Here is a 23,340-nt window from a genome sequence, read left to right as displayed (position 1 = left end):
CCACCGAGGACAGCACTCGGCGTAACCTTCCCCGATGCTCCGGCCACTTGGTCGATCGTTCACCAGCGTCCGCCATCCTCGGGACGCTAACGTGGGTGAACGGCGTAAACAAGCGGCCGTCCGGGGGCTTCGACGCTGACGTTGGGGAGTTGATCGACTTGACCGGCAGCACGGTCCGCCACGCCGTCTATCTGCCGCCTTTCGGCCCGTTCGGTGAGCCGGGGGTGCTCGTCGACCTCGCCGTGCGCGCCGAGGCGGCGGGCTGGGACGGGTTCTTCCTGTGGGACCACGTCGTCGCGGACACCATGCCCATCGCGGATCCGTGGACGACGCTCGGCGCCATCGCGCACGCCACGAGCCGGCTGCTGTTCGGCCCGATGATCACCCCGCCCGCCCGGCGGCGGCCGTGGGTGGTGGCGCGGCACGCGTCGACGGTCAGCAGGCTCTCCGGCGGGCGGCTGATCCTGGGCACCGGGCTCGGTTCGGACGAATCCGGTGACTTCAGCCGGTTCGGTGAGCAGACCGACCTGCTGACGCGATCGGCGATGTTCGACGAGGGCCTCGACGTCATCCGCGCGATCTGGTCCGGCAGGCGGTTCGACCACGACGGCGCGCACTATCAGGTCGCGCTCGCCGAGGCCCCGCCCGAGCCGTTCCCGATCCCGATCTGGGTGGCGAGCTCCACCGACAACCCGCGCGTCGTCCGACGGGCGGCGTTGTGCGACGGGATCTTCCCGAATCCGGAGGACCACACGCCGACCGCCGAGGAGATCGCGGAGACCCACCGTGCGCTCGGTCTCGCCGGGCTGGAGCCGGGGCGTCCCTTCGACGTCGCCGTGGCCGGGAACGCGAGCCCGGCGTGGGAGGAGCCGATCAAGGTGGACCTGCCCGCGCTGGGGCAGGCGGGCATGACGTGGTGGATGGAGTCGCTGATGCATCTCGACCCGCTGGAGCTTTCGCAGAAGATCGTGGACGCCGGCCCGCCTCGGTGGTGAGGGGCCGCTCGGACTCGGCCATCGCCCCACGTGGTCGAAGTACATGATGGCCCCCATCCTTGCGCCTAGGTACAGGAAGGGGGCCTTCATGTACTTACGTTGGGCAGCACTGTCCATAGTGGACACAAGCTCCGCCGTTCGTCAGATTACGTTGCGCCAAAAGCCTTCACCACCCTTGCGGCGTCGCTCGCCTTTGCTAACGTCACCGTGGGCGTCTTGCGAACCAGTGACGCTCGGGGGAGGGGTGGAATGGCTGACGAGCACCATGCGATGCGGCTGGAAACCGGGGTCACGCTGGTCAACGCGTTGACCGGAGAGCATGTCCACGGCAGGCCGAGAACCGCCCTCCGGGGCCAGGACTTGGTCCGCGCCGCCACTGAAGCGCTCGGGAACGGTCAGGTCGATCTCCTGACCGCGGAGCGGCTGCGGAATCTCGCGTCGCGCCTGCGGGAGATCATCGAATCGCTGTCCCGGCGGGAACAGGACCGGGCGGCCGGGCTGCTCAACCGGATGCTCGTCGACAGCAAGGCCCGGCCGTCCCTGCATCGCCACGGCGAACAGTCGTGGCAGTTGCGTTTCCACGGTCCTGAAGCCGACCTCGTCCAGCAGTGGGCGGCAGCTCTCGCGGTGTCCGTGGCCGCGGCGCTCGGCGACGACATCCCGCATCGCGTCGGGTTGTGCGCGGCGCCGCGGTGCGACCAGGTGTACATCGACGCGAGCCAGGCGCAGATCAAGCGGTTCTGTGGGCTGGCCTGTCAGAACCGGGTGAAGGCCGCCGCGTACCGCGCCCGCCGCTCAGGATCGTGAGCCTCGCGGTGTCGCGTCGACGTACCACTCGCGATTGAACACGAGGCCGAAGAGCGGCGCCGGAAGCCGGGTCACGACGCGCATCAGCGGTGCGAGCCTGCCGGTGCCCTTCACCTGCGAGGAGTGAGCGGCGATCGCGGCCTGCTTCTGGCGTGCGAAGCGCCGGACGTCGAAGGTGTGCGTGATCTCGGACTTGGCGCTGTAGGCGCGGAGAAGCGCGTCGACGTCGTAGCGGAACGGGATCCGCGACAGGCGCACCATTCGCACCAGGCGTGCGACGACGTCGCGGGGGATCGTGGCCTCCAGGACGCGGACGTCGCCGACGATTTCCGCCGCCCGCTTGCCGACTTCGTGCACCTTGACGTGGTCGCGGTGACCGTAGCCGCCGTTGCGTCGTAGCTCAGCAGGACCGAAGCGCCTTCTTCGCGCAGGATCGTCGCGAGCCGAACTGCCGCTTCGTCGGTGTTCGCGCGGACGAAACGGACCCAGCCCGGCGGGTCCGGATAAAGGATCGCGCCGTGGCCACTGCCTGCGTAGCCGAGATGGACGACGCGCGCGACGCCCAGCACCTTCGCGCTCGCCTCGAGTTCGGCCCGGCGCGACTCGTTCGCGCCCCGCATGTCGATGGTGGCGACGACGAGGACGACCCGGTGGCCGTCCGCGGCGGCGCGGGCGAGGGTGCCGCCGGTGAGCAGGGCTTCGTCGTCCGGATGGGCGTGGAAGGCCACCATGGTCGTCACGCTCCGAGCGTGCCCGAGGTCGCCGAAACGGTCGGTGGTCGGCTCTTGACCGTCCGTCGACCCTGTGGGTAATCTTCCCTTTACTTTCCAATAGTAAGGAAAGTTTCCTATTTAACTCCGCCGCCCTGACCGTCGGCGCGCCAACGTCGGTGCCGTCGACGCGAGAGGAGAAGCCGAATGCGTTGGGACAAGATCCGTCTCCGGGTGACGGCCGCACTGGCCGCCGGACTGCTGGCCCCGGTCGCGGTCGCGAGCACCTCGATGGCGACCGAGACCGGCACAGAACCCGCAACGCAGGCAGCCGCCGCGCTGCCGCCGGGCAGTCCGGCGGCGGTCAACGGACAGCTGAAGGTCTGCGGCCTCCAGCTCTGCAACTCCGCCGGCAAGCCGATCCAGCTCCGTGGCATGAGCACCCACGGGATCCAGTGGTACAGCCAGTGTGTGAAGACCGCTTCGCTCGACGCGCTGGCCAACGACTGGAAGGCCGACGTCCTCCGGATCTCGATGTACATCCAGGAAGGCGGCTACGAGACCAACCCGCGCAAGTTCACGGACATGGTGCACTCCTACATCGAAGAGGCCACCAAACGCGGGATGTACGCCCTGGTCGACTGGCATCAGCTCACCCCCGGCGACCCGAACGCGAACCTCAGCCGCGCCAAGACGTTCTTCACCGAGATCGCCCAGCGGCACAAGGACAAGACCAACATCATCTACGACATCGCCAACGAGCCCAACAACGTCAGCTGGGACCGGGTCCGCAGCTACGCGGAGCAGATGATCCCGGTCATCCGCGCCCAGGACTCCGACGGCGTCGTGCTCGTGGGCACGCACGGCTGGGGCTCGCTCGGCATCTCCGACGGCCGCAACGAGACCGACATCATCAACAACCCGGTGCGCGCCAGCAACTTCATGTACACGTTCCACTTCTACGCGGCGTCGCACAAAACCGAGTACTTCAACGCGCTGAGCCGCGCCGCGAGCAAGATCCCGCTGTTCGTGACCGAGTTCGGCACCCAGACCGCCAGCGGCGACGGCGGGAACGACTTCACCAACTCGCAGAAGTACCTCGACTTCCTCGCGTCGAAGAAGATCAGCTGGACCAACTGGAACTTCTCCGACGACAGCCGTTCGGGCGCGGTGTTCAAGCCGGGCACCTGCTCGGGCAGCTCGTTCACCGGCACGGCTCCGCTGAAGCCCGCCGGTGTCTGGATCCGGGACCGCATCCGTACCGCGGACAACTTCCCGACCTCCTGATCCCGGCAGCGCGCACGTCAGGAAAGGGTCGTTCAGGACGTTTTTCGTCCTGAACGACCCTTTCCTGACATTTCAGCCGAGCGGTTCGAAGTCCAGCGCGGCGAGCCGGTCCGGATCGGCGAGGATGTCGATCGCCGCGATCTTCCCGCCCACGACGGTGAACGCGAAGACCGTCGCCGGGACGCCGTCCTTGGTGATCACCATCCCGGCCGCGCCGTTGACCAGCGCGGGACGCGGGACCCCGCCGTCGCCCGCCGAGCGGAACATGAGCGCCTGGCTCGCCACCGTGGCCGCCCCGCGCACGAAACGCGAAGTCCCCGCCGGAGCCGCGCCGCCCTCGGCGCGCAGGATGACGTCCGGGTCGAGCACCGACACCAGCGCGTCGAAGTCGCCTCCTCGCGCGGCGGCGAAGAACGCGTCGACGACTTCCCGCTGACGGCTCAGATCCGCGTCGGGGACCGTCGGCGAGCCCTGCAGACGGCGGCGCGCGCGGCTGGCGAGCTGCCGGGTCGCCGCGGAGGACCGGCCCACGATCGGCGCGATCTCGTCGAACGGCAACGCGAACATGTCATGCAGGACGAACGCCAGCCGCTCGGCGGGGTCCAGGGTGTCGAGCACGACCAGGAGCGCCAGCCCGACCGAATCCGCCAGCAGGGCTTGGTGTTCCGGGTCGATCCCGCCCTCACGGCCGATGATCGGGTCGGGGAGCTGCGCGCCGACCGGCTCTTCGGGCCGCGACTTGCGGGAGCGGAGCATGTCGAGACAGATCCGGCCGACGACGGTGGTCAGCCAGCCGCCGAGGTTGTCCACGTCGCCGGAATCCGACCGGCTCAGCCGCAGCCAGGCCTCCTGCACGGCGTCGTCCGCTTCGCTCAGCGAACCGAGCATCCGGTACGCCACCGCCCTCAGATGCGTTCGGTGCCCTTCGAAACGCCGCGCCAGCCAGTCGTGTTCGTCCACGGTCCCCATCCTTCATCGATCAGTCGTAACCCTGACGCGTGGGGGATCGACGATGTGACAGGCCTTCAGTCGCGGGTGCCGGCTTGGATCGCCGGCGTGCGCATCGCCTTCGCCGCCGCGCCCAGGTGCGAACCGAGCGTCAGGGTCACCGCGACGGCGACGATGGCGAGATAGGCGCCGATCGTCGCGTCCGGTACGGGGTCGCCGGTCCTGGCGACGCTGTAGGGGATCACGGTGACGGCGGCGGCGAGCGAGCCGAACAGCACACCGACCGCCACCAGGACGGTGCCCTCGGTCCCGACGAGCCTCAATACCTGCGACGATGTCGAACCGATGAGTCTCTGTTGGCCGAACTCCCGGCGGCGCCCGGCGATCGCGGCCACGACGGTGTTCACCAGGATCACGGCGGAGAACAGCGCGATCATGCCGACGACGACGTAGTTCAGGGTCTCGATTCTGCTCGCGATCCCGCCCGGTGCGGTGACGGCGGTGTTCTCGATGGCCTGCATGTACATCGTCCCGGTCGCGATCCCGGTGAACAGGATGATCGGCACCAGCACCCCGGCCATTCGGCGGCTTCGGACTCGAAGGTGCGCCGCCGTGAGGTGACCGCTGACGCCCGCGCGTCGCAGCGGAGCGGCCAGCACGGCGGCGACCGGGCCGAGCAGCGCGGGGGAGAGGAGCGCCAACCCGATCGCGGCGAGGATCGCGCCCTGGCCACCGATCGCCATCAGCGCGGGTTCCGTCCCGGTGAACAAGGTCATCGTCACCACACCGCAGCCGAGCCCGGCGGCCAGCACGATCGCGGCGCCGAGCACCCGGAGCCGGCTGGTCGGCCGGGTGTCGACGCCCGCATCGCGGATCGCCTCCACCGCGCCGCGCCGGGTCACCTGCCGCGCGGCGACCGTCCCCGCCGCCAGAGCCGCGAGAAGGGTGATGCCGGTGCCCATCGAGACCGCGATCGGACCGAACCGCGCCTCCAGCCCGGCCGGTACGCGGCCCGCGTCACCGAGGAGCGCGACCAGCCATCGTCCGGCGAAAACCGACGGCACGACGGCGGTGGCAGCGGCGAGGACCGCGACGGCCGCCGCCTCACCGACGATCATCCGGCCGATCTGCGACGGCGTCGCGCCGACACTCTTCAGCAACGCCATCTCCGGGGCGCGCTGCCGGATCAGCAGTGAGAGCGTCGAAAGCGTCGCGAACAGGACGATCACCAGGCCCCAGCCGCCGACGACGCTCGCCATGATCAGCAACGTCTTCGCGGTCTCCGGTCCGGCGGCGCCGCGGGTGTCCAAAAGGGACGCGAACGTCATCAGGATCGTGGCGCCGAAGAACAGCGCGACGAAACTCGCGATGAATCCGGTGGTACGACGGCGGAGTGACGAGAACGCCAGCTTGGTCGCGATCATGCGGAAGGTTCTCCCCAGGCTTTGCCGCCAGGTTAGGGAGGCGGGCTGTCACCGGACATGGGACAGGCCCCCGTGCGTGGGGTAGGGGCGGCCCTACCGCCGTGGGTAGCCGCCGTCGACCTCCTTCACCGGCTTGTGCGGGAAACGGCGTTCGGCGTAGGCCTTCGCCGCTGATCCTTCTCGCACGTACAGGGTCTCCACCTTGTCCTGCAACGGTTTCACGACCGTTCCGAGGAAGCCGCGCCGGTCTTCGAGGTACGGGCCGAGCACGTCTTCGCCCGCCGGGCAGACCGCCATGCAGTACGCGGCCTTGTAGTTCGGTTTGAACGCGAGGCTCTGCCACATCGACACGTTCTCCGAGTCGGTCACCCTGGACCGGAAGTCGGCGGCGTCCTCGCTGTCGGCCACGGTCTGGGCCCAGTCGGTGAAACCGCTCATGAACTCGCGGTAGTTGTGCGTCGAGCAGGCGACGAAGTCGAATTCGCCGGTCTTCGAGATCGCCCCGATCGGACAGGCGGCGACGCACAGCTTGCACTCCAGGCAAGGGTTGTAGTCAAGGGCTTCGCCGTAGGTGGACACCTCGGCGTCGACGAGCAGTGTCGCGAGGAGCACGAAGTTGCCGAACTTCGGGTGGATGACGTTGCGATGCAGACCTATCGCGCCGAGACCGGCCGCGACGGCGACCGTCTTGTGCGCGACGACCCAGATCCGGCCGGGATAGTGCTCCATCTCCATCGGGAACGTCGCGGACGGGTTGATCGCGCGGTATCCGGCGTCCTGCAGCGTCCGGACGATGGTGTGCCCGGCCTCGTTGATGATCTCGCCGGCGCGGTGGAACTCCTGGTTGGCGACGCTGCGGGCGGGGGAGCGGACGTCGTCACGGTTCATCCGCACCACGAGCGAGACCAGGGTTTTGGTGCCGGGCAGCGCGCGCTCGACGTGCTCGCGTTCGCCCGCCAGATCCGGGTGGTCGAGCGAGACGGCGGCCGCGTCGTCGGCACCGGCGGCGAGGCAGATTTCCTTGAGCCAGGCGGCGTCGATCACCGGGGACGGCTTGTCCCGCGGTTCGGCGAGCACCGCCCGCACCGACGGATGGTCCGCCAGCTTCTTGGGGAGTTTGCCGGTCACAACGCCTCCAAAATGGTCGCGTTGGCCTGGCCGCCGCCCTCGCACATCGCCTGCAGGCCGTAGCGGGCGCCGTGGTGGTGCAGCGCGTTGACGAGCGTGCCCATCAGCCGGGTCCCGCTCGCGCCGAGCGGATGGCCCAGCGCGATCGCGCCGCCGTGGACGTTGACCTTGGCCGGGTCGGCCCCGGTTTCCTGCTGCCACGCCAGCACGACACTGGCGAACGCCTCGTTGATCTCGAAGAGGTCGATGTCCGCCAGCCGCAGACCCGCGCGCCGCAGCACCTTCTCCGTCGCCGGGATGACGCCGGTGAGCATGAGCAGCGGGTCGGATCCGGTGACGGCGAAACTGTGCAGGCGGGCGCGCGGGCGCAGGCCCAACCGGGCGGCGGTTTCGCTGGAGGTGATGAGCAGGGCGGAGGCGCCGTCGTTGATCGGGCTGCTGTTGCCCGCGGTCACCGACCAGTCGATCTGGGGGAAGCGCGCGGCGACAGCCGGGTCCTGGAATGCCGGGCGCAGCTTGGCGAGCGTTTCGAGGTCGGTGCCCGGCCGGACGGACTCGTCGGTGGACACCCGGCCCGCCGGTGTCTCGATGGGCACGATCTGGCTCGCGAACCGCCCGAGTTCGTGCGCCCGCGCCGCTTTCCGGTGCGAGGACATCGCGAACTCGTCCATCGCCTGGCGGCTGAGCGACCACTTCGCGGCGATGAGTTCGGCACTGATCCCTTGGGGCACCAGGCCTTCCGGGTAGCGGGCGGCGACGCCGGGGCCGAGCGGATCGGTGCCCGGCAGGACGTTCGACCACATCGGGACGCGGCTCATGGACTCGACGCCGCAGGCGATGACGACGTCGTACGCGCCGGCCATCACGCCCTGCGCGGCGAAGTGCACGGCCTGCTGACTGCTCCCGCACTGCCGGTCGACGGTGGTCGCGGGCACGCTTTCGGGCAGCCCGGCCGCGAGGGCCGCCCACCGCGTGACGTTCTGGGCCTGTTCGCCGACCTGGTCGACCGCGCCGCCGATGACGTCGTCGATCAGCTCCGGATCGAGACCGTTGCGCCGGACAAGGGCCTGCAGCGTATGGGCGAGCAGCTGGACCGGATGGACCCCGTGCAGGGCGCCACCGGGTTTGCCCTTGCCGATCGGGGTACGGACGGCGTCGACGATGACCGCGTCGTGCACGGCTGCCTCCAGTAGTGAGTTGGTATCTCCAACTCACTCTGGCATCGAGTGGGTTGGAAATCAAGACTCACTGGGTTTACGCTGGTCGCATGACCGAAGGACCGAGGGACTGCTCGATCGCCAACGCGATGGAGGTGATCGGGGAGCGCTGGAGCCTGCTCGCGCTGCGCGAAGTGTTCTTCGGTGCGCGGCGGTTCGACCAGATCGTCCGCAACACGGGGGCGAGCCGGGACATCCTGACCGCGCGGCTGCGGAAACTCGTCGAGACGGGGATCCTCGAAAAACGGCTCTACGAGGAGCATCCGCCGCGCTACGAGTACGTGCTCACCGAGGCAGGGCACGCCCTCAACCACGTGCTGCTGAACCTCATGGCTTGGGGCGACGCGTATGTCACGGAGGGGCCGCCGCCGACGGTGTGGCGGCATTCGTGCGGCGAGGTCCTCGCGCCGGAGACCGTATGCGCGCACTGCCGCGAACCGGTGCGGGAGAAGGACATGACGCTGGTGCGGAGCAGTCGTCGCGCCCCCTCCTCGTGAGTGGTTCGGTTTGCCTGCGCGAGTACATGAAGGCCCCCTTCCTGTACCTAGGCGCAAGGATGGGGGCCTTCATGTACTTCGCAAGGAGGTTCGCTAACCGCGCCATTCCCGCGCGATCATCCGCATGAGCGCCGGATAGATGATCAGGTACCGGAACGGCTTGATGAATCCCATGTACACCCGGCCGAACAGCCCGTTGGGTTTGACCAGCACCGCCATCTGACCGCGATACCCGCCCTGCCCGTCCTCGACCCAGGCGATGTGCAGGACGCCGTGCATGGTCCGGTTCGCCATCTCGGCGGCGAATTCGTCGTCGAGCCGGTAGAGCGGGGTGAACGGCAGCCAGTCCTCGTCCGGGCCGGTGGGTGTATCGCGGAGGTCGACCGGCAGCTTGCCGCGGAGCGATCCCACCCGGGTGTCGAGACCGGAATCCCGTTCGTCCAACCCGAACAGTCCACCGAGCTTCCAGCGCAGCGCCCACAGCGCCCGGACGGGGAGTGGTGACCCGTCCGGGAAATTGCCCGACGAGAACTGCTTCACCAGCCTGCCGAAATCGTCCGGCCCGCCGGGTGTTCCGAGCGCCCAGACGTCTTCGAGGTCGAAGTCCTCGGCGATTTCGTGGATCCGCCACGAGCGGGTGGTGTGGGCCGTGTTCGCGAGTTTCATGCCGACACCAGTTGGACGATCTCGCGCGGACGGACCTCGCGGTCGTCGAAGGCGACGTCGACGTCCGCCGACCCCAGGGCTCGCATCGAGGCCGCCTGTGCCGCCTCGGATTCCCAGCGCACGATCGACACCACGGCGTCGCCCGCGGCGGTGACCCAGCATTCGGCGGCGAGACAGCCCGGAGTGGAGCGCAAGACGTCGGCGACCCGCCGGACTCGCGCGACGAAATCGTCGTGATGATCGGTGTGCGGGTAATGCGTGGCCACGAATCCGACAGTCATCGTCGTTGTTCCTCCCAGTGGACTTCCGCCATCTATACGGTAGCGTATATATCGTCGTCGTGGTGCCGGAGTGACGGGAGATACGGTGATCCCATGGCCGCCGAAACCCGGACCCCGCCGAGCGCTTGGATCGACGCTGGGCTGCACGCCCTCGCCGCCGGAGGCCCCGACGCCGTGCGCGTCGAGGCGCTCGCGAAAGCCCTGGGAGTCACCAAAGGCGGTTTCTACGGCCATTTCGCCGACCGGGGCGCGCTACTGGAGGGAATGCTCGCCACCTGGGAGCGGACGAGCACCGACCTGCTCTTCGAGAGCGTCGAAAGCGAAGGCGGTGACGCCAGGGCGAAAATCCGGCGCGCGGGTCTGCTCGCCGGCGATCGTCTGCTGCCGATCGACCTCGCGATCCGGGATTGGGCCCGGCGCGACCCGGCGGTGGCCGAGCGGCTCCGGCGGGTCGACAACCAGCGGATGGACTACCTGCGTTCCCTCATGCGCGAGATCTTCGCCGACGAGGACGAGGTCGAGGCCCGCTGCCTGCTCGCGTTCTCGCTCCTGATCGGCAAGCACTTCATGGCCGCCGACCACGGTGGCCGTACCCGGGACGAGGTCACCGAGCTGGCCGGGGCACTGCTTCTCGGCGGCCGGCCCGGTCATGACGGCTGAGGCGGGCCATCGTTCCCGGTGGAAGGATCGAAGACGATGACCGACGCTGGACCGCCGCGCGCCGACGAGGCCACGTTCATCGCGGCGGCTCGCTCCGGCGATACCGCGCGGTTCGCGGTCATCACGGAGCGCCACCGGCGTGAGCTGCAGGTGCACTGCTACCGGATGCTCGCGAACTACGAGGACGCCCAGGACATGACGCAGGAGACGTTCCTGCGGGCGTGGAACAAGCGGGAGTCGTTCAAGGGCAACGCCACGCTGCGGACCTGGCTGTACCGGATCGCGACGAACGTCTGCCTCGACTTCCTGGAGAAGCGCGGCGATCGCACCCCCGTACCGGCCGAGCCAGCGGACTCCGAGGTGCTGTACCTGCAGCCGTACCCCGACCGGATGCTCCCTGAGGACCCGCAGGAATCGGTGGTGGTGCGGGAGACGATCGAGCTGGCGTTCATCGTCGCCGTCCAGCATCTGCCGCCGCGGCAGCGGGCGGTGTTCATCCTGCGCGACGTCCTCGGCTGGCCGGCGCCGAAGGCCGCCGACGCCCTCGATGTGACCGTCGCGTCGGTGACCAGCGCGCTGCAGCGGGCGCGGGTGACGATGCGCGAGCGCCTGCCCGGCCGCCGCCTCGACTGGCGGAGCCCCGCCACTCACGAGCTGTCGAAGGACGAGCGCGGCGTGGTGAAGTCGTACATCGAAGCCCATGAACGGAACGACCTCGACGGGCTGATCTCCCTGCTGCGCGACGACCTGCGGTTCGCGATGCTGCCCGAATCGGGCACCTCGGTCAGGACGGCCAAGGACGCGGTGGACGGCTGGGTCTCCGGCGGGCTCTTCCAGCGCGGCCACGACGACTGGCGCGGTATCACCACGACGGTCAACCGCATGCCGGCCGCCGCGCTCTACCTGCGCACCCCGGGCGATCCGGAGTACCGGCTCTTCGCCATCGCGGCGCTGCGCGTCGTCGACGGGAAGATCGCCGAGCTCACCGGATTCGACGTCGCCGGCAAACCGTGGCTGGACGTGCCCCCGGTGCTGTGACCACTCAGCGCCTCGTCTCGTATCGGGTCAGCACCACGCCGCCGGGAAACGTCCGCGTCTCCACCAGGACCAGGTTCACCCAGCTGTCCAGCGCGGTGAAGAACGGCGTGCCGCCGCCCACCAGGACCGGATGGGTGACCAGCAGGTACTCGTCGATCAACCCGGCCCGCATGGCAGTCCCGGCGAGCGTCGGGCCGCCGATGTCCATCGGACCGCCGTCCTCGGCCTTGAGCCGGGTGATCTCGGTGACCAAGTCGCCGGTGACCAGACGGGTGTTCCAATCGACAGTGCGGGTGGTGGAGGAGAACACCACCTTCGGCATGTCCCGCCATCGGCGGGCGAACTCGATCTCCGCGGGGGTGGCGCCGGGCAGCCGGTCGGCCGTCGGCCAGTGCGAACTCATCGCCTCCCACAGCTTGCGCCCGTACAGCGACAGACCGGTCGCCGCCACCCGGTCGGACCACCATCCGAACAGTTCGTCGCTCGGCGACGAGTCCGGTCCGTCACCGCCGCTCCAGCCGAGGTCGTCGCCGGGCGCGGCGATGTAGCCGTCCACGGTCAGGTTCATGCCGAAGGTCAGTTTCCGCATGGCGTCAGCCTCCTGTGTGTCGATCTCACACATACAGACGGGAGCGGCGCGAAAACCTAATCGTCGTCCTCTTCGGGTGTCGTCGGGACCTGCTTGCGCGCGACGTAGACGAGCAGCCCGATGATCACCACGGGGCCGGCGAAGATGAGGATCTCGTCCCAGCCGCCCTGGTGCATCATCACCACCCGCGCCGCGATGGTCATGAGCCGGAGACCAGCGCGATCCCGAGCGCGGTGTAGCCGATCATCAGCGCCAGCATGGGGTATTGGCCCACCTTGACGTAGTTCGCGCGCAGCACGCCGACGGAACGGTCATGCGCCGAGGTTACGGCCAGCACGTGCCCCGCGACGATCCCGGCGATCTGCACCAGCGCGATCACGCCGGCCGAGACGACCGTGTAGTCGATCGCGCGGCCGAACCCCTGCTGCCCGGAGAACACGGCGAACGAGAAGTAATGCGCGACCGTGTAGCCGACCATGATCGGGATCAGCGACGGTGCGAACGCGGGATACGGATCGAACCCTCGGCGCAGATACGGCCTGGTCAGGCTGATGGCACCCGCATAGGCGCCGTAGGTGAGCGCGATACAGACCGCGAGCCCGGCGGTCCCACCGAGGACACCGGCGTCCAGCGACGTCCAGAACGGAAGCCGGGTGAGGCCGTCGAACGCCGTCGAGCCGAGCACCACCAGCACCAGTGCGGTCAGCCAAGGCGCGGGGGACACGGTGAGCAGGCCGTCCAGCGGATTCCGGAGCACCAGGCGCCCATCCGCCCGCCTGCCGAACGGGGAGAGGGCCGCGACCAGACGCGCGTAGACCTCGAAGGCGTCACCGCGGTCGAACCAGCGCGGACCGAACACCGCGCCGAACGCGATGTGTATAACGGCATACACGGTGGCGAAAAGGGCGATCGCCCGTGGCGAGTCCGAATGCGGGAACACCAGTTCCAGCCAGAGAAACGCCAGGAGGCCGACGATCGCGGGCAGGTAGCCCAGCCGGTCCGGGAGTTCGCGCTGCCGCGCGGGGCTCAGCGCCGCGATCGTCCTCAGTGGATTCAACCGCGACCAGACCGGACCGAGCAGGAGCGAAAGCGGGACCAGCCCGACCCAGAACCAGACGTAGAACCATGCGGGAGCCGGGTTGTCGGCGGAGGTGTCCGGACCCGCCCACGCCATCACCAGAAAGCCCGCGAACAGCATCACGCCGAGCACGCGTGCCCCGATCCGTGAGAACCCGCCGTCGATGAACCGTTGCAGGACCTCAGGAAGAGGGCAGCCGGCGTCGGCGCCGCGGAGTTTGGGCTTCTTCCAGAGCACGGTGAGCGCGAAGAAGGAGACCACGACGGCCGCCGCCCCCCGCGTAGAGCGCGAGCCACAGCGGGACCGGCAGATCGGACCGGCCGCCGAGACCGTGCGCCAGGATCATCCGCTCACCCGGAGCTTGGTCACCGCCGCGCCGCTCTTGTGCAGTTCCACCTCGAAGATCCCGTCGATGTTCGCGGTGAAGGCGACCGTTCCCGGAACCCCGGGAGACAACTTGGTGGCCTTGTCGTAGCCGTGGACGTGCAGTTCGTCAGGCTGGTCCGAGGTGACTTCGAGTGCGACGTTCTCGCCGGTGCGCACCGCGATCTCCTCCGGCCCCGCGGTGCGCTTGCCCTCGGTGATCGAGAACTTGACGGTCCGGGTGCCGGTGCCCGGCGCCTGCTCGGAACCGGTCGTTCCCGAGCAGCCGGTCACGGCCAGCAGCGTGGCCACGGCGATCCCGCAGATCCTCCGCATCGAGGTGCCTCCAAGTCGTACGCCCCGGCTTGCCCGGCCGGGACCTTGCGCCTATCGTGTTACCCCAAGGTAACAGTTACTCAGGTTAGCGGGAAGGCGAGAACGGTGTTCATGGCTCAGGAGAGCCCGCCTGCCGGCGGCGCGCAATTCGGGCAGATCGTCATCGCGGGCCTGATGTTCACCGCGGTCTTCCTGCCCTTGGCCCTTTTCGTGCTCCGCGAGCGCGCCGGGAAGCGAACGGTCTTCGGCCGCGTCGCCGACTGGATGGGCGAGCTCAGCGGTCTGCCGCGCTGGGCGGCGCTGCCGATGTTCGTCGCCTTCCTCTCCGGGATGTCGGCGCTGATCGGCGTCTACTGGGACGTGCCGATCCACATGGAGCTCGGCCGCGACGAAGGCCCGCTCGCGAACCCGTCGCATTACCCGATCTACTTCGGACTGATGGGCATCTTCGCCAGCGGCGTGCTCAGCGCGACGCTCGCGACGAAGGACCTGCCCAAGCGCACGTTCAAGATCGGCCCGCACTGGCGGGCGCCGATGGGCTCCATCCAGATGATGGCGACCGGCCTGGTCGGCATCGCGGGCTTCCCGCTCGACGACGTATGGCACCGCCTGTTCGGCCAGGACGTCACCGAATGGGGGCCGACGCACGTCCTGATGATCGGCGGCGGCGTCTGTGTCGTGCTGGGCCTGCAACTGCTGCTGGGCGAGGCCCGCCAGGTCGGCGCGACCGGCCCGGTGGTTCGCCTGCTCGGCCCGGTGCTCGCCGGTGCCTGGATGATGGGCGCTTCGGCCTTCCTCATGGAGTTCGACCTCGGCGTCCCGCAGTTCCCGATGCTGTCGCAGGTCGTGCTCGTCGGCCTGATCGGTGCCTGGACGCTGACCTACGGGCGGCTGTCCTGGGGGCCGGGCGGCGCGCTGATCGTGCTCGCGGTCTTCCTCGCGTCCCGTGCTTCGTTCGCTGTCATCCCGTTGTTCGCGGACCTGCACGTGGCCTCGCTGCTGCCGTACGTCGCCGAAGCGGTGATCATCGAGGTCGTCGCCCTCGCGATGCGCAACCGGCAGGGCTACACGTTCGCCGCTGTCGCCGGTCTGCTCGTGGGGACCGCCGGGATGCTCGCCGAGGCGGCGTTCACCCGCTGGCTGATGCCGAACCCGTGGCCGGCCGCCCATCTGCCGCTGTTCGTCCTGTTCGGGACCGGCGCGGCGCTCGCGGGCGCGTTCATCGGTGTCTGGCAGTACCAGCGAGTGGAGGAGACGGCGACGCGCGTGCCAGCGGCGGGGCCCCGGCACGCGGTCGGACTCGTCGGCGCGCTGGGCGCGGTCGCCCTGATGTCGGCGGTCGCCGTCCCGCAGGATCCGGAACCGGGGTTCACCGCCGACGTCCGGCTGACCGAGGCCGCGACCGGGTTGCCGATCTCGAATCCGCACGGTGGCGGCACCCCCCGCTGGGTCGACGCGACCGTCACGATCTCCCATCCCGACCTCGCCGACGACGCCGTGTGGCTGAACGGTTTCGCTTGGCAGGGCGGCGACTTCTTCACCGCGCCGCTGGAAAAGATCAGCGATGGGGTGTACCGCACCGCCCAGCCACTGCCGGTGTTCGGCCAGTGGAAGACCGGGATCCGCGTGCACGTCCCGAACCGGGTGATGGGGCTCGCGCCGATCTACGCGCCCGCCGACCCGGCCGCGAACGCGCCGTCGATCGACGCGACGTCCGGCACGCGCCCGTTCATGTCGGAGATCGAGTTCCTGCAACGGGAGCGGAAGTCGGACACGCCCGCCGTGCTGTGGACGGTCGCCTACGTGACCGTCGGGCTCATCTTCGCCGGTATGTGGGCGCTGTTCGCGTGGCTCTACGCGGCCGCGGCCACCGTGCGACGGCGTGAGGTCTCCGTCGGCTGACTTCTCCCGCGTTTCGTCCCCTGGATGCGGTCCTTGCGTGTGCAACTACCGCATCCAGAGGACGAAACGCTTTGCTCTCACTTCGTCGCACGTATCGATTGGGCATCATCGCGCGCAAGGCTTTTGCAAGCCCGCTTCCCTTGAATGCCCAGGACACTGCACGTGTTGCCGGTTCGCGCGCCGAAACGGTGACACAGTGCAACGGCGGAGGGACGTAAAGTAGCTGTCGACCACGCGACGGCATCCGCTGTGCACGATCGGTATTGGCGAGTCATTGCGCGGTTACCGCGACATGTGGTTACTTTTCCGCCTCGGGGGGTTGGGTTACAGCGAGTTTCGATGGGGTGGTCTTCGTGCGCACAGAGCGTTTTCCCAGGCGACGGCGCGGTCTTCGCGTGGTCGCGGTCCTCGCCGCTTCGGCGGTCGCGACGGTGCCTTTCGTGCCCGCCGCGTCGGCGCAGCAACAGGGCAAGGTGCTCCGGGTGGCGCTCACGACCGGCATCGACCACCTGAACCCCTTCACCGCCCAGCTGGCGGCGTCGACGCAGGTCGGCCGGTTCAACTACGAGTTCCTGACCCTGCCCTCGGCCGAGGACACGCAGCCCACGGGCGGGGTCGCGGAGTCGTGGAAGACCTCCGAAGACAAGCTCACCTGGACCTTCACCATCCGCCAGGGGATGAAGTGGTCCGACGGCAGGCCGATCACCGCGCAGGACCCCGCGTTCACCTTTCAGCGGATGCTCGACGACGAAAACGCCCGCACCGCGAACGGCAGCTACGTCACCAACTTCGCGTCGGTGTCGGCGCCCGACGACAAGACGCTCGTCATCAAGACCAAGGCCCCGCAGGCGACCATGACCGCGCTCGACGTCCCGATCGTGCCCAAGCACATCTGGGAGCCGATCAAGGATCTCAACGCCCCCTCGACCGACGACATGGCCGTGGTCGGCGTCGGCAGCGGACCGTATCTGCTGACCGAGTACAAGAAGAACGAGTTCGTGAAGTTCAAGGCGAACAAGGACTACTGGCGCGGGGCGCCCAAGGTCGACGAGCTGCAGCTCCTGCAGTTCAAGGACGCCGAGGCCGCGGTCAACGCGCTGAAGCAGGGCGAGGTCGACGTCATCAACCGGCTCACGCCGACGCAGTTCGACGCGCTCAAGGGCGAGAAGAACATCACCACGAACAAGGCGCCGGGCCGCCGGTACAACGAGCTCATCATCAACTTCGGCGTCAAGAACGTCCTCGACCAGCCGATCGGTGACGGCAACCCGATCCTGAAGGACATCCGCGTCCGCAAGGCGATCGCGCAGGCCGTCGACACCAAGACCATCGTGGACAAGGTGATGAACGGCTACGGCCAGCCTGGGACCGGTGTCGTGCCCGCCATCTACAAGGCCTACACCTGGACCCCGTCCGACGCCGAGAAGACCAAGTTCGACATCGCGGCCGCGAACACCACCCTCGACCAGGCGGGTTACGCCAAGGGCGCGGACGGCATTCGCGTCGCGCCCGGCGGCGCGAAGCTGGAGTTCCGGCTCGCCGGTCACGCGAACCGGCCGTTCGACCAGCGTGTCGCGCAGTTCGTGAGCGGCTGGCTCAAGGACATCGGCATCGGTGTCAAGCAGGAACTCGTCTCCGACGACGAACTGGACGACCGAACCACCGCGGGCAACTACGACCTCGCCATCTCCGGCTACGGCACCTCACCCGACCCGGACTACGCCCTCAGCCTCAACACCTGCGCCGGCCGCCCGAACGCCGAGGGCAACGGCGGCAGCTCGGCGACGTTCTTCTGCGACCCGCGCTACGAAGACCTGTACAAGAAGCAGCTGACCGAGTTCGACCCGGCGAAGCGCGCCGAGCTCGTCAAACAGGCGCAGGCGGTGCTGGCGGGCGAGTACGTCGACGTCGTCCTCGACTACGACAACGTGCTCGAGGCCTACCGTTCGGACAAGTTCTCCTCGTTCACCAAGCAGCCGCAGCCCGAGGGCGCGATCCTCGAGCAGTCCGGCTACTGGGGCGTCTACGGCGCCACTCCGGCCGACGCGGCCGCGGCGGGTGCCGAGGAAAGCAGCAACACCGGCCTGTGGATCGGCATCGGAGCGGTCGTGCTCGTGGTGCTCGTCGGCGGCGGCGTGCTGCTCGGGCGGCGCGGCAAGTCGGCCGACGACCGGGAGTAGAGCTCGTTGACCGAAGCACTCAGTTCTCTCGAAAAGACCCCGGCGCTCGGCGATCCCGACGAGCGCCGGGGCGGGACCGGCACCGCACGGTTCGTGCTCTCCAAGATCGGCGGCGCGCTGGCGAGTCTCGCGCTCGTCGTCGTGCTGGGGTTCTTCCTGTTCCGGACGCTGCCCGGTGACCCCGTGCGGTTCATGGTCCGCGACCGGCCGACCGATCCGAGGATGATGGCGGAGCTCCGCGCGCAGATGGGCGTGGACAAGCCGCTGCTGCAACAGTTCTGGGACTACGTCACCGGCCTGCTCCAGGGCGACATGGGGGTCTCGTACCTGCAGCGGCGTCCGGTTTTCGACATGATCGGCGAGCGGTTGTGGCCGACGATCCTGCTCGTCGGCAGCGCGACCGTGCTCGCGGTCGCGCTCGGACTCTGGCTCGGTATCCGCGCGGGCTGGCGCCGGGGGAGCAGGTTCGACAAGGTCCAGACCGGCATCGCGCTGACGCTGTGGTCGGTTCCGCAGTTCTGGCTCGGGCTCATGCTGCTGGTGGCCTCCAACGGGCTCTTTCCCAGCCGCGGCATGCATTCCCCGGATGTCGAACCGGGCTTCTTCAGTGAAGGGCTCGACGTGCTCCACCATCTGGTGCTGCCGTGCGTGACCTTGCTGGTGGTGTTCTACGCGCAGTACATGCTGGTCATGCGTTCGTCCCTGATCGGCGAGATGAACTCGGACTACCTCACCACCGCGCGGGCCAAGGGCCTGCGCGACGACCTCGTCCGCAAGCGGCACGCCGTGCCCAACGCCCTGCTCCCGACGGTGACGCTGGTCTTCATGCAGTTCGGGATGGTCGTCTCTGGCGCGGTCTCGGTCGAGGCCGTGTTCAGCTGGCCGGGGCTCGGGCAGCTGCTCTACGAAGCGCTCCGAGGACCTGATCTGCCTGTCCTGCAAGGAGTCTTCGTCACCCTCGCGGGTGCGGTGGTGCTGATGAACCTGCTCGCGGAGTTGCTCTACCGCGTGCTCGACCCCAGGGTGCGGATGGCATGACCACAGCGGAAAAACCCGGTTCGATCGTCTGGCGCCGCCGCCGCGAGTCGGTGGCGAAACGCTGGCACGAGTTCACGACGAACAAGGCGGGCGTCTTCGGGCTGGTCTTCCTCGGTGTCCTCACCCTGCTGGCCATCTTCGCGCCGGTGATCTCGGACGAGTCCGGTCTCGACGTCACCAAGGCCGAGGGCACTTCGCTGGACCCGCCCAGCGGGGAGTTCTGGCTGGGCACCGACATCGACGGCCGTTCGGTACTGCTGATGACGTTCTGGGGGGCGCGGATCTCGCTGCTCACCGGCTTCTCGGCGGCGTTCCTCTCGGTGCTGATCGGCACCGTCATCGGGATCGCGGCCGCGCATTTCGGCGGCTGGCTGTCCGGGCTGCTGCTGCGGTTCACGGACTTCTTCCTGGTGCTGCCGTCGCTCGTCCTGGCCGTGGCGCTCGCCTCCGTGCTGGATCAGGGCACCATGACGGTGATCATCGCCATCGGCGTCACCGCCTGGCCCAGCACCGCGCGCCTGGTTCGCGCGCAGACCCTCACGATCGAGGGCCGCCCGTACATCGAGCGCGCGAAAGCGCTGGGCGGCGGTCACCTCCACATCGTCGGCAAACACGTCCTTCCCGGGGTCATGCCGCTCGTGCTGGCCAACACCACGCTCGTCGTGGGCAACGCCGTCATCGCGGACGCGACGCTGGCGTTCCTCGGCGTCGGCAACCCGAACACCGTCTCCTGGGGAGCCATGCTGCAGACCGCCTTGAACAACGGCGCGATCAGCAAGGGCGCCTGGTGGAACCTGCTGCCGCCGGGTGTCGCGATCGTCGTGGTCGTCCTCGCCTTCACCCTCGTCGGACGCGCGCTGGAGACCGTGCTGAACCCGCGCCTGAAGGGACAGCACTCATGAGCCCCTTGCTGGAACTGAAGAACCTCGGCGTCACGTACGCCACCGGAAGTGGTGAGGTCGCCGCCGTCCGTGGTGTCGATCTCGTGCTCGAACCCGGCGACACCCTCGGAGTGGCGGGGGAGTCGGGGTCGGGGAAGTCGACGGTCGCGATGAGCGTGCTGCGGCTGCTCCCGCGGTCGGCGAAGGTCAGCGGAGAGATCCTGCTGGACGGCGAAGACGTCACCGCCATGAAGTGGGGCAGGCTGCGCGCGGTGCGCTGGGCCGAAGCCTCGGTCGTGTTCCAGGGCGCGATGCACGCGCTCAACCCGGTCCGCCGGATCGGCGAGCAGATCGCCGAGCCCATCCGCTTGCATCCGCCCGGCGGCAAGGCCCTGTCGGACGGCGAGATCCAGGCCAAGGTCAAGGAACTGCTCGAACAGGTCGACCTTCCGCCCGGTCGCGCCGGCGCGTACCCGCACGAACTGTCCGGCGGCCAGAAGCAACGCGTCATGATCGCGATGGCGCTGGCCTGTTCACCGCGGCTGATCATCGCGGACGAGCCGACCACCGCGCTCGACGTCGTCGTCCAGGCGCAGGTGCTCGACCTGCTGGGCAGGCTGGTCGCCGAACAGGGGATCGGGTTGATCATGATCAGCCACGACCTGTCGGTGCTCGCCGCCACCTGCCGTCGGATCGCGGTGATGTACGACGGCGAGATCGTCGAGGAACGGCCGAGCGCGGAGCTGATGAGCGCGCCGGAGCACGAGCACAGCAAGGCGCTGGCGGCCGCGTTCCCGACCGTCGGCGACCCGGTGTCCCGCTTCGCGCCCGCGACCAGCACGCCATTGCCGCCGGAGCCCGAACGCATCGGTGACCAGCCGGCGCTTCTGGAAGCCGAGGATCTGCGGGTCAGCTTCCGCGACCGCACCGGCAAGCGGATCCACGCCGTCGCCGGGGTGAACCTCCAGGTGCGGAAGGACGAGATCGTCGCGCTCGTCGGCCAGTCCGGCTCCGGCAAGACGACGCTCGCCCGGACCCTGCTGGGGTTGCAGAAACCCGACTCCGGCGCGGTGCGGTACGACGGCAAACCGGTCCCGCTCGGCGGTGCCGGGCTCAAGGCGTACCGGCGGCAGGTCCAGTTGGTGCTGCAGGATCCGACGAGCGCGCTGAACCCGAACCACACGGTGTACGAGGCCGTCGCGGAAGGCCCGCGCATCCACGAAATGGGCGCGAACGAGCACGAGATCGTCACGAAAGCCCTCGAAGCAGCCGAACTACGGCCCGCGGAGAAGTTTCTCGACCGGCTCCCGCACGAGCTGTCCGGCGGGCAGCGGCAGCGGGTCGTCATCGCGGGCGCGCTCGCGCTGGATCCCGGCGTGATCGTCGCCGACGAACCGGTGGCCTCGCTCGACGCGTCGGTACGAGGGGAGATCCTCGCGCTGTTGCTGCGTCTGCGGCGTGAACTGGGTCTCGCCGGGCTGGTGATCACCCACGACCTCGGGCTGGCCTGGAACATCGCCGACCGGGTCGCCGTGATGTATCGCGGGGAGCTGGTGGAAGTGGGTACCGTGGAAGAGGTCCTGCTGGACCCGAAGCACGACTACACGAAGTCGCTGCTCGCCGCGTTGCCCGGTGGCACCGCGCGGGAAACACCCATTGCCGCGCACTCGCACAGGCGCGGTGTGTAACCTCCAATCTCGAAATGGCGACCACTACAGACTCCCAGCAGATGCCCTCGGCCGGTTCCCTCGGCGAGCGGCTCCGGGTGCCTTCCCGGTTCCCGTACCGCACCATCGCGATGGGAACCATAGGCAGCACGCTGCTGATGCTGGCGGCGCTCGGCGCCGGCGGCACTCTCGTCCGTGACCCGATATTGGGGCACGGACCGCTGTCGTGGATCCGCTACGGCCACGGCCGCATCCTCGCCAACGTGGTGCTCTACACGGGCTTCGCGCTGATCATCTGGGCGTGGGTCCGGTTGGGTCGCTACGCGCTCGCGGGCCGGATCGGCAGCCGCCCGATCGTCATCGCCGCCGCCTGCTGGATGGCGCCGCTGCTGGTCTCGCCGCCGCTGTTCACCCGCGACGTCTTCTCCTACCTCGCGCAGGGCGCGCAGCTGCTCAACGGCCTCGATCCGTACGCCAACGGCCCGGCCGAGCTGGCCGTGCTGCCGGACGTCGTGCAGAACGTCCACCCACTGTGGCAGACCACGCCCGCGCCGTACGGCCCGCTGTTCCTGCTGGTCGCCAAGGGGATCGTCTCGGTCACCGGCAACGACATGATCGCCGGGGTCATCGCGACCCGGCTGGTCCTGATGCTCGGCCTGGTCGGGATGCTGTGGTCGCTGCCGCGGCTGGTCAAGCACCTCGGCGGCAAGCTCCCGATCACGCTGTGGCTCGCCATCGCCAGCCCGATGACGGTGATCCACCTCGTCGGCGGACCGCACAACGACCTGCTGATGCTGGGCTTCCTCACCGTCGGCGTGCTGGCCGCGCTGGAGCGCAAGCATGTCGTCGCGATCGTCCTGGTCACCATCGGCATGCTGATCAAACCCACTGCGGCGTGGGCGCTGCCGTTCCTGGTCTGGGTGTGGGCGAACCACCTGCCCGGCGACCGGAAGGTGGTCAACTTCTTCCGCGCGGGCGCCGCGTCGGTCGGGATCTTCCTGCCGGTGTTCGTCGCGGGCACCTGGCTGTCGCTCGGCTCGGTCAACCTCGGCTGGCTGACCGGTCTCAAGGCGCCGACCTTGATCGCGAACTGGATGAACTTCCCGACGGGGATCGGTGAGATCTTCTACTCGCTGGTGAACCTGGTGATCGACGTCGAGGTCTCGCCGTTCGTCACGGTGTTCCGCGCGATCGCGATGGTCGGCCTGTTCGTCTTCGCCGGCTGGCAGTGGTGGCTCGCTCGCGACGGCGGCTACCCGGCGATCCACCGGATGGCGATCGTCCTCCTGGCCGGTGCGATCGTCCCGCCGCCTTCGTTGCCGTGGTACCTGACCTGGGGTTTCGTCGTTCTGTCCGCGTTCGAATGGCGCCGTCGGAACCTCGCGGTCGTCGTCGCGGTGTCGGTGTTCGTGACGCTGGTCTACTACCCGACGGGGGAGCAGGCCCTGTACGACTGGTGGTTCATGGCCGGCGTCGTCGCCGCGAGCGTGTATGCGGCCGCTTCGCTGCTGCGGCCGGACCCGCTGGGGATCGTCGCCGCTTGGCGGGGGAAGCCGGTGGAGCAGTTCCTGCCCGCCGAAGCTCCTCGCTCCTCTTGAGTTTCAGTACATGAAGGCCCCCTTCCTTGCGTCTAGCGCAAGGAAGGGGG

At 68.8% G+C, this 23,340-nt stretch carries 22 protein-coding genes and 1 pseudogene; 12 read left to right on the top strand and 11 right to left on the bottom strand.

Translation table 11 applies throughout. The features are described from left to right. Nucleotides 1-149 precede the first annotated feature (149 nt). The gene (locus tag ACFVM3_RS37125) at nt 150-995 is read left to right on the top strand and encodes an LLM class flavin-dependent oxidoreductase (protein WP_038513774.1); all 846 of its coding nucleotides are present in this window, start codon (nt 150-152) and stop codon (nt 993-995) included. 249 nt (nt 996-1,244) lie between these two features. Next, nucleotides 1,245-1,802 (top strand): CGNR zinc finger domain-containing protein, encoded by a 558-nt coding sequence (locus tag ACFVM3_RS37120; protein WP_378444543.1) that lies wholly within the window; start codon nt 1,245-1,247, stop codon nt 1,800-1,802. Here the strand turns inward: ACFVM3_RS37120 and ACFVM3_RS37115 are convergent. Next, nucleotides 1,791-2,533 (bottom strand): annotated as a pseudogene (locus ACFVM3_RS37115) (PIG-L deacetylase family protein). The gene ACFVM3_RS37120 and the pseudogene ACFVM3_RS37115 overlap by 12 nt on opposite strands. Nucleotides 2,534-2,719: 186 nt before the next feature. Between ACFVM3_RS37115 and ACFVM3_RS37110 the strand changes: the two are divergent. Next, a complete protein-coding gene (locus ACFVM3_RS37110; RefSeq protein WP_378444542.1) occupies nt 2,720-3,799 on the top strand; it encodes a glycoside hydrolase family 5 protein in 1,080 nt (359 codons plus the stop codon). Between the two features lie 72 nt (nt 3,800-3,871). On the opposite strand, the gene sigJ is transcribed toward ACFVM3_RS37110, so the two are convergent. The 4 genes from sigJ to ACFVM3_RS37090 form a co-directional block, all read right to left on the bottom strand. After that, nucleotides 3,872-4,759 carry an RNA polymerase sigma factor SigJ gene (gene sigJ, locus ACFVM3_RS37105; protein WP_378444541.1) on the bottom strand — a complete coding sequence of 296 codons (888 nt, stop codon included), beginning with the start codon at nt 4,757-4,759 and terminating at the stop codon, nt 3,872-3,874. 65 nt (nt 4,760-4,824) lie between these two features. Continuing rightward, entirely contained in the window at nt 4,825-6,171 is a 1,347-nt protein-coding gene (locus ACFVM3_RS37100; protein WP_378444540.1) for an FtsX-like permease family protein, read from the bottom strand. A gap of 93 nt (nt 6,172-6,264) precedes the next feature. Beyond that, nucleotides 6,265-7,299, bottom strand: a complete 1,035-nt coding sequence (locus ACFVM3_RS37095; protein WP_378444539.1) for a (4Fe-4S)-binding protein — start codon at nt 7,297-7,299, stop codon at nt 6,265-6,267. Beyond that, nucleotides 7,296-8,477: a thiolase family protein gene (locus tag ACFVM3_RS37090; RefSeq protein ID WP_378444538.1), complete on the bottom strand. Its 1,182-nt coding sequence runs from the start codon at nt 8,475-8,477 to the stop codon at nt 7,296-7,298. Before ACFVM3_RS37090 ends, ACFVM3_RS37095 begins: the two co-directional genes overlap by 4 nt. Nucleotides 8,478-8,566: 89 nt before the next feature. Here ACFVM3_RS37090 and ACFVM3_RS37085 point away from each other — a divergent pair, with 89 nt between their 5' ends. Continuing rightward, nucleotides 8,567-9,013 carry a winged helix-turn-helix transcriptional regulator gene (locus ACFVM3_RS37085; RefSeq protein WP_378444537.1) on the top strand — a complete coding sequence of 149 codons (447 nt, stop codon included), beginning with the start codon at nt 8,567-8,569 and terminating at the stop codon, nt 9,011-9,013. Between the two features lie 93 nt (nt 9,014-9,106). Here ACFVM3_RS37085 and ACFVM3_RS37080 read toward each other — a convergent pair whose 3' ends face one another. Together ACFVM3_RS37080 and ACFVM3_RS37075 are read right to left on the bottom strand one after the other, a co-directional pair. Next, nucleotides 9,107-9,679 carry a DUF2867 domain-containing protein gene (locus ACFVM3_RS37080; RefSeq protein WP_378444536.1) on the bottom strand — a complete coding sequence of 191 codons (573 nt, stop codon included), beginning with the start codon at nt 9,677-9,679 and terminating at the stop codon, nt 9,107-9,109. Beyond that, a complete protein-coding gene (locus ACFVM3_RS37075) occupies nt 9,676-9,960 on the bottom strand; it encodes an antibiotic biosynthesis monooxygenase family protein (RefSeq protein WP_378444535.1) in 285 nt (94 codons plus the stop codon). The genes ACFVM3_RS37080 and ACFVM3_RS37075 overlap by 4 nt, the downstream gene beginning before the upstream one ends. A 93-nt stretch (nt 9,961-10,053) precedes the next feature. On the opposite strand from ACFVM3_RS37075, the gene ACFVM3_RS37070 reads away from it, so the two are divergent. Together ACFVM3_RS37070 and ACFVM3_RS37065 are read left to right on the top strand one after the other, a co-directional pair. Further along, nucleotides 10,054-10,620, top strand: coding sequence for a TetR/AcrR family transcriptional regulator (locus ACFVM3_RS37070; RefSeq protein ID WP_378444534.1), 567 nt, complete (start codon nt 10,054-10,056; stop codon nt 10,618-10,620). A 36-nt stretch (nt 10,621-10,656) separates the two neighbouring features. Then, nucleotides 10,657-11,658, top strand: a complete 1,002-nt coding sequence (locus ACFVM3_RS37065; RefSeq protein WP_378444533.1) for an RNA polymerase subunit sigma-70 — start codon at nt 10,657-10,659, stop codon at nt 11,656-11,658. Nucleotides 11,659-11,662: 4 nt separating this feature from the next. Here the strand turns inward: ACFVM3_RS37065 and ACFVM3_RS37060 are convergent, their stop codons facing one another. The 4 genes from ACFVM3_RS37060 to ACFVM3_RS37045 all read right to left on the bottom strand — a co-directional run bounded on the left by ACFVM3_RS37060 (nt 11,663) and on the right by ACFVM3_RS37045 (nt 14,024). Then, nucleotides 11,663-12,247: a dihydrofolate reductase family protein gene (locus ACFVM3_RS37060; RefSeq protein ID WP_378444532.1), complete on the bottom strand. Its 585-nt coding sequence runs from the start codon at nt 12,245-12,247 to the stop codon at nt 11,663-11,665. A gap of 56 nt (nt 12,248-12,303) precedes the next feature. After that, nucleotides 12,304-12,450, bottom strand: coding sequence for a hypothetical protein (locus ACFVM3_RS37055; protein WP_378444531.1), 147 nt, complete (start codon nt 12,448-12,450; stop codon nt 12,304-12,306). Continuing rightward, nucleotides 12,447-13,586 carry a hypothetical protein gene (locus ACFVM3_RS37050; protein ID WP_378444530.1) on the bottom strand — a complete coding sequence of 380 codons (1,140 nt, stop codon included), beginning with the start codon at nt 13,584-13,586 and terminating at the stop codon, nt 12,447-12,449. Before ACFVM3_RS37050 ends, ACFVM3_RS37055 begins: the two co-directional genes overlap by 4 nt. Before the next feature lie 81 nt (nt 13,587-13,667). Beyond that, on the bottom strand, nt 13,668-14,024 hold the full coding sequence (locus tag ACFVM3_RS37045; RefSeq protein ID WP_378444529.1) for a hypothetical protein: 357 nt from the start codon (nt 14,022-14,024) through the stop codon (nt 13,668-13,670). Nucleotides 14,025-14,135: 111 nt separating this feature from the next. Between ACFVM3_RS37045 and ACFVM3_RS37040 the strand changes: the two genes are divergently transcribed. The 6 genes from ACFVM3_RS37040 (at nt 14,136) to mptB (ending at nt 23,290) form a co-directional block, all read left to right on the top strand. After that, nucleotides 14,136-15,926: a hypothetical protein gene (locus tag ACFVM3_RS37040; protein ID WP_378444528.1), complete on the top strand. Its 1,791-nt coding sequence runs from the start codon at nt 14,136-14,138 to the stop codon at nt 15,924-15,926. A gap of 395 nt (nt 15,927-16,321) precedes the next feature. Next, nucleotides 16,322-18,106 (top strand): ABC transporter substrate-binding protein, encoded by a 1,785-nt coding sequence (locus ACFVM3_RS37035; protein WP_378444544.1) that lies wholly within the window; start codon nt 16,322-16,324, stop codon nt 18,104-18,106. A 6-nt stretch (nt 18,107-18,112) separates the two neighbouring features. Next, a complete protein-coding gene (locus ACFVM3_RS37030) occupies nt 18,113-19,144 on the top strand; it encodes an ABC transporter permease (RefSeq protein WP_378444527.1) in 1,032 nt (343 codons plus the stop codon). Further along, nucleotides 19,141-20,046, top strand: a complete 906-nt coding sequence (locus ACFVM3_RS37025; RefSeq protein WP_378444526.1) for an ABC transporter permease — start codon at nt 19,141-19,143, stop codon at nt 20,044-20,046. The genes ACFVM3_RS37030 and ACFVM3_RS37025 overlap by 4 nt, the downstream gene beginning before the upstream one ends. Beyond that, entirely contained in the window at nt 20,043-21,713 is a 1,671-nt protein-coding gene (gene nikE / locus ACFVM3_RS37020; protein WP_378444525.1) for a nickel ABC transporter ATP-binding protein NikE, read from the top strand. The genes ACFVM3_RS37025 and nikE overlap by 4 nt, the downstream gene beginning before the upstream one ends. Before the next feature lie 14 nt (nt 21,714-21,727). Next, complete coding sequence (mptB, locus tag ACFVM3_RS37015; protein WP_378444524.1) at nt 21,728-23,290, top strand: polyprenol phosphomannose-dependent alpha 1,6 mannosyltransferase MptB; 1,563 nt, start codon at nt 21,728-21,730, stop codon at nt 23,288-23,290. The last annotated feature ends 50 nt before the right edge of the window (nt 23,291-23,340 follow it).

It is taken from the genome of Amycolatopsis sp. NPDC057786, assembly GCF_042797905.1.
Classification (GTDB): domain Bacteria; phylum Actinomycetota; class Actinomycetes; order Mycobacteriales; family Pseudonocardiaceae; genus Amycolatopsis.
The sequence above is the reverse complement of the archived record's forward strand: the minus strand, read 5'-3'. Positions and strand labels throughout refer to the sequence as shown.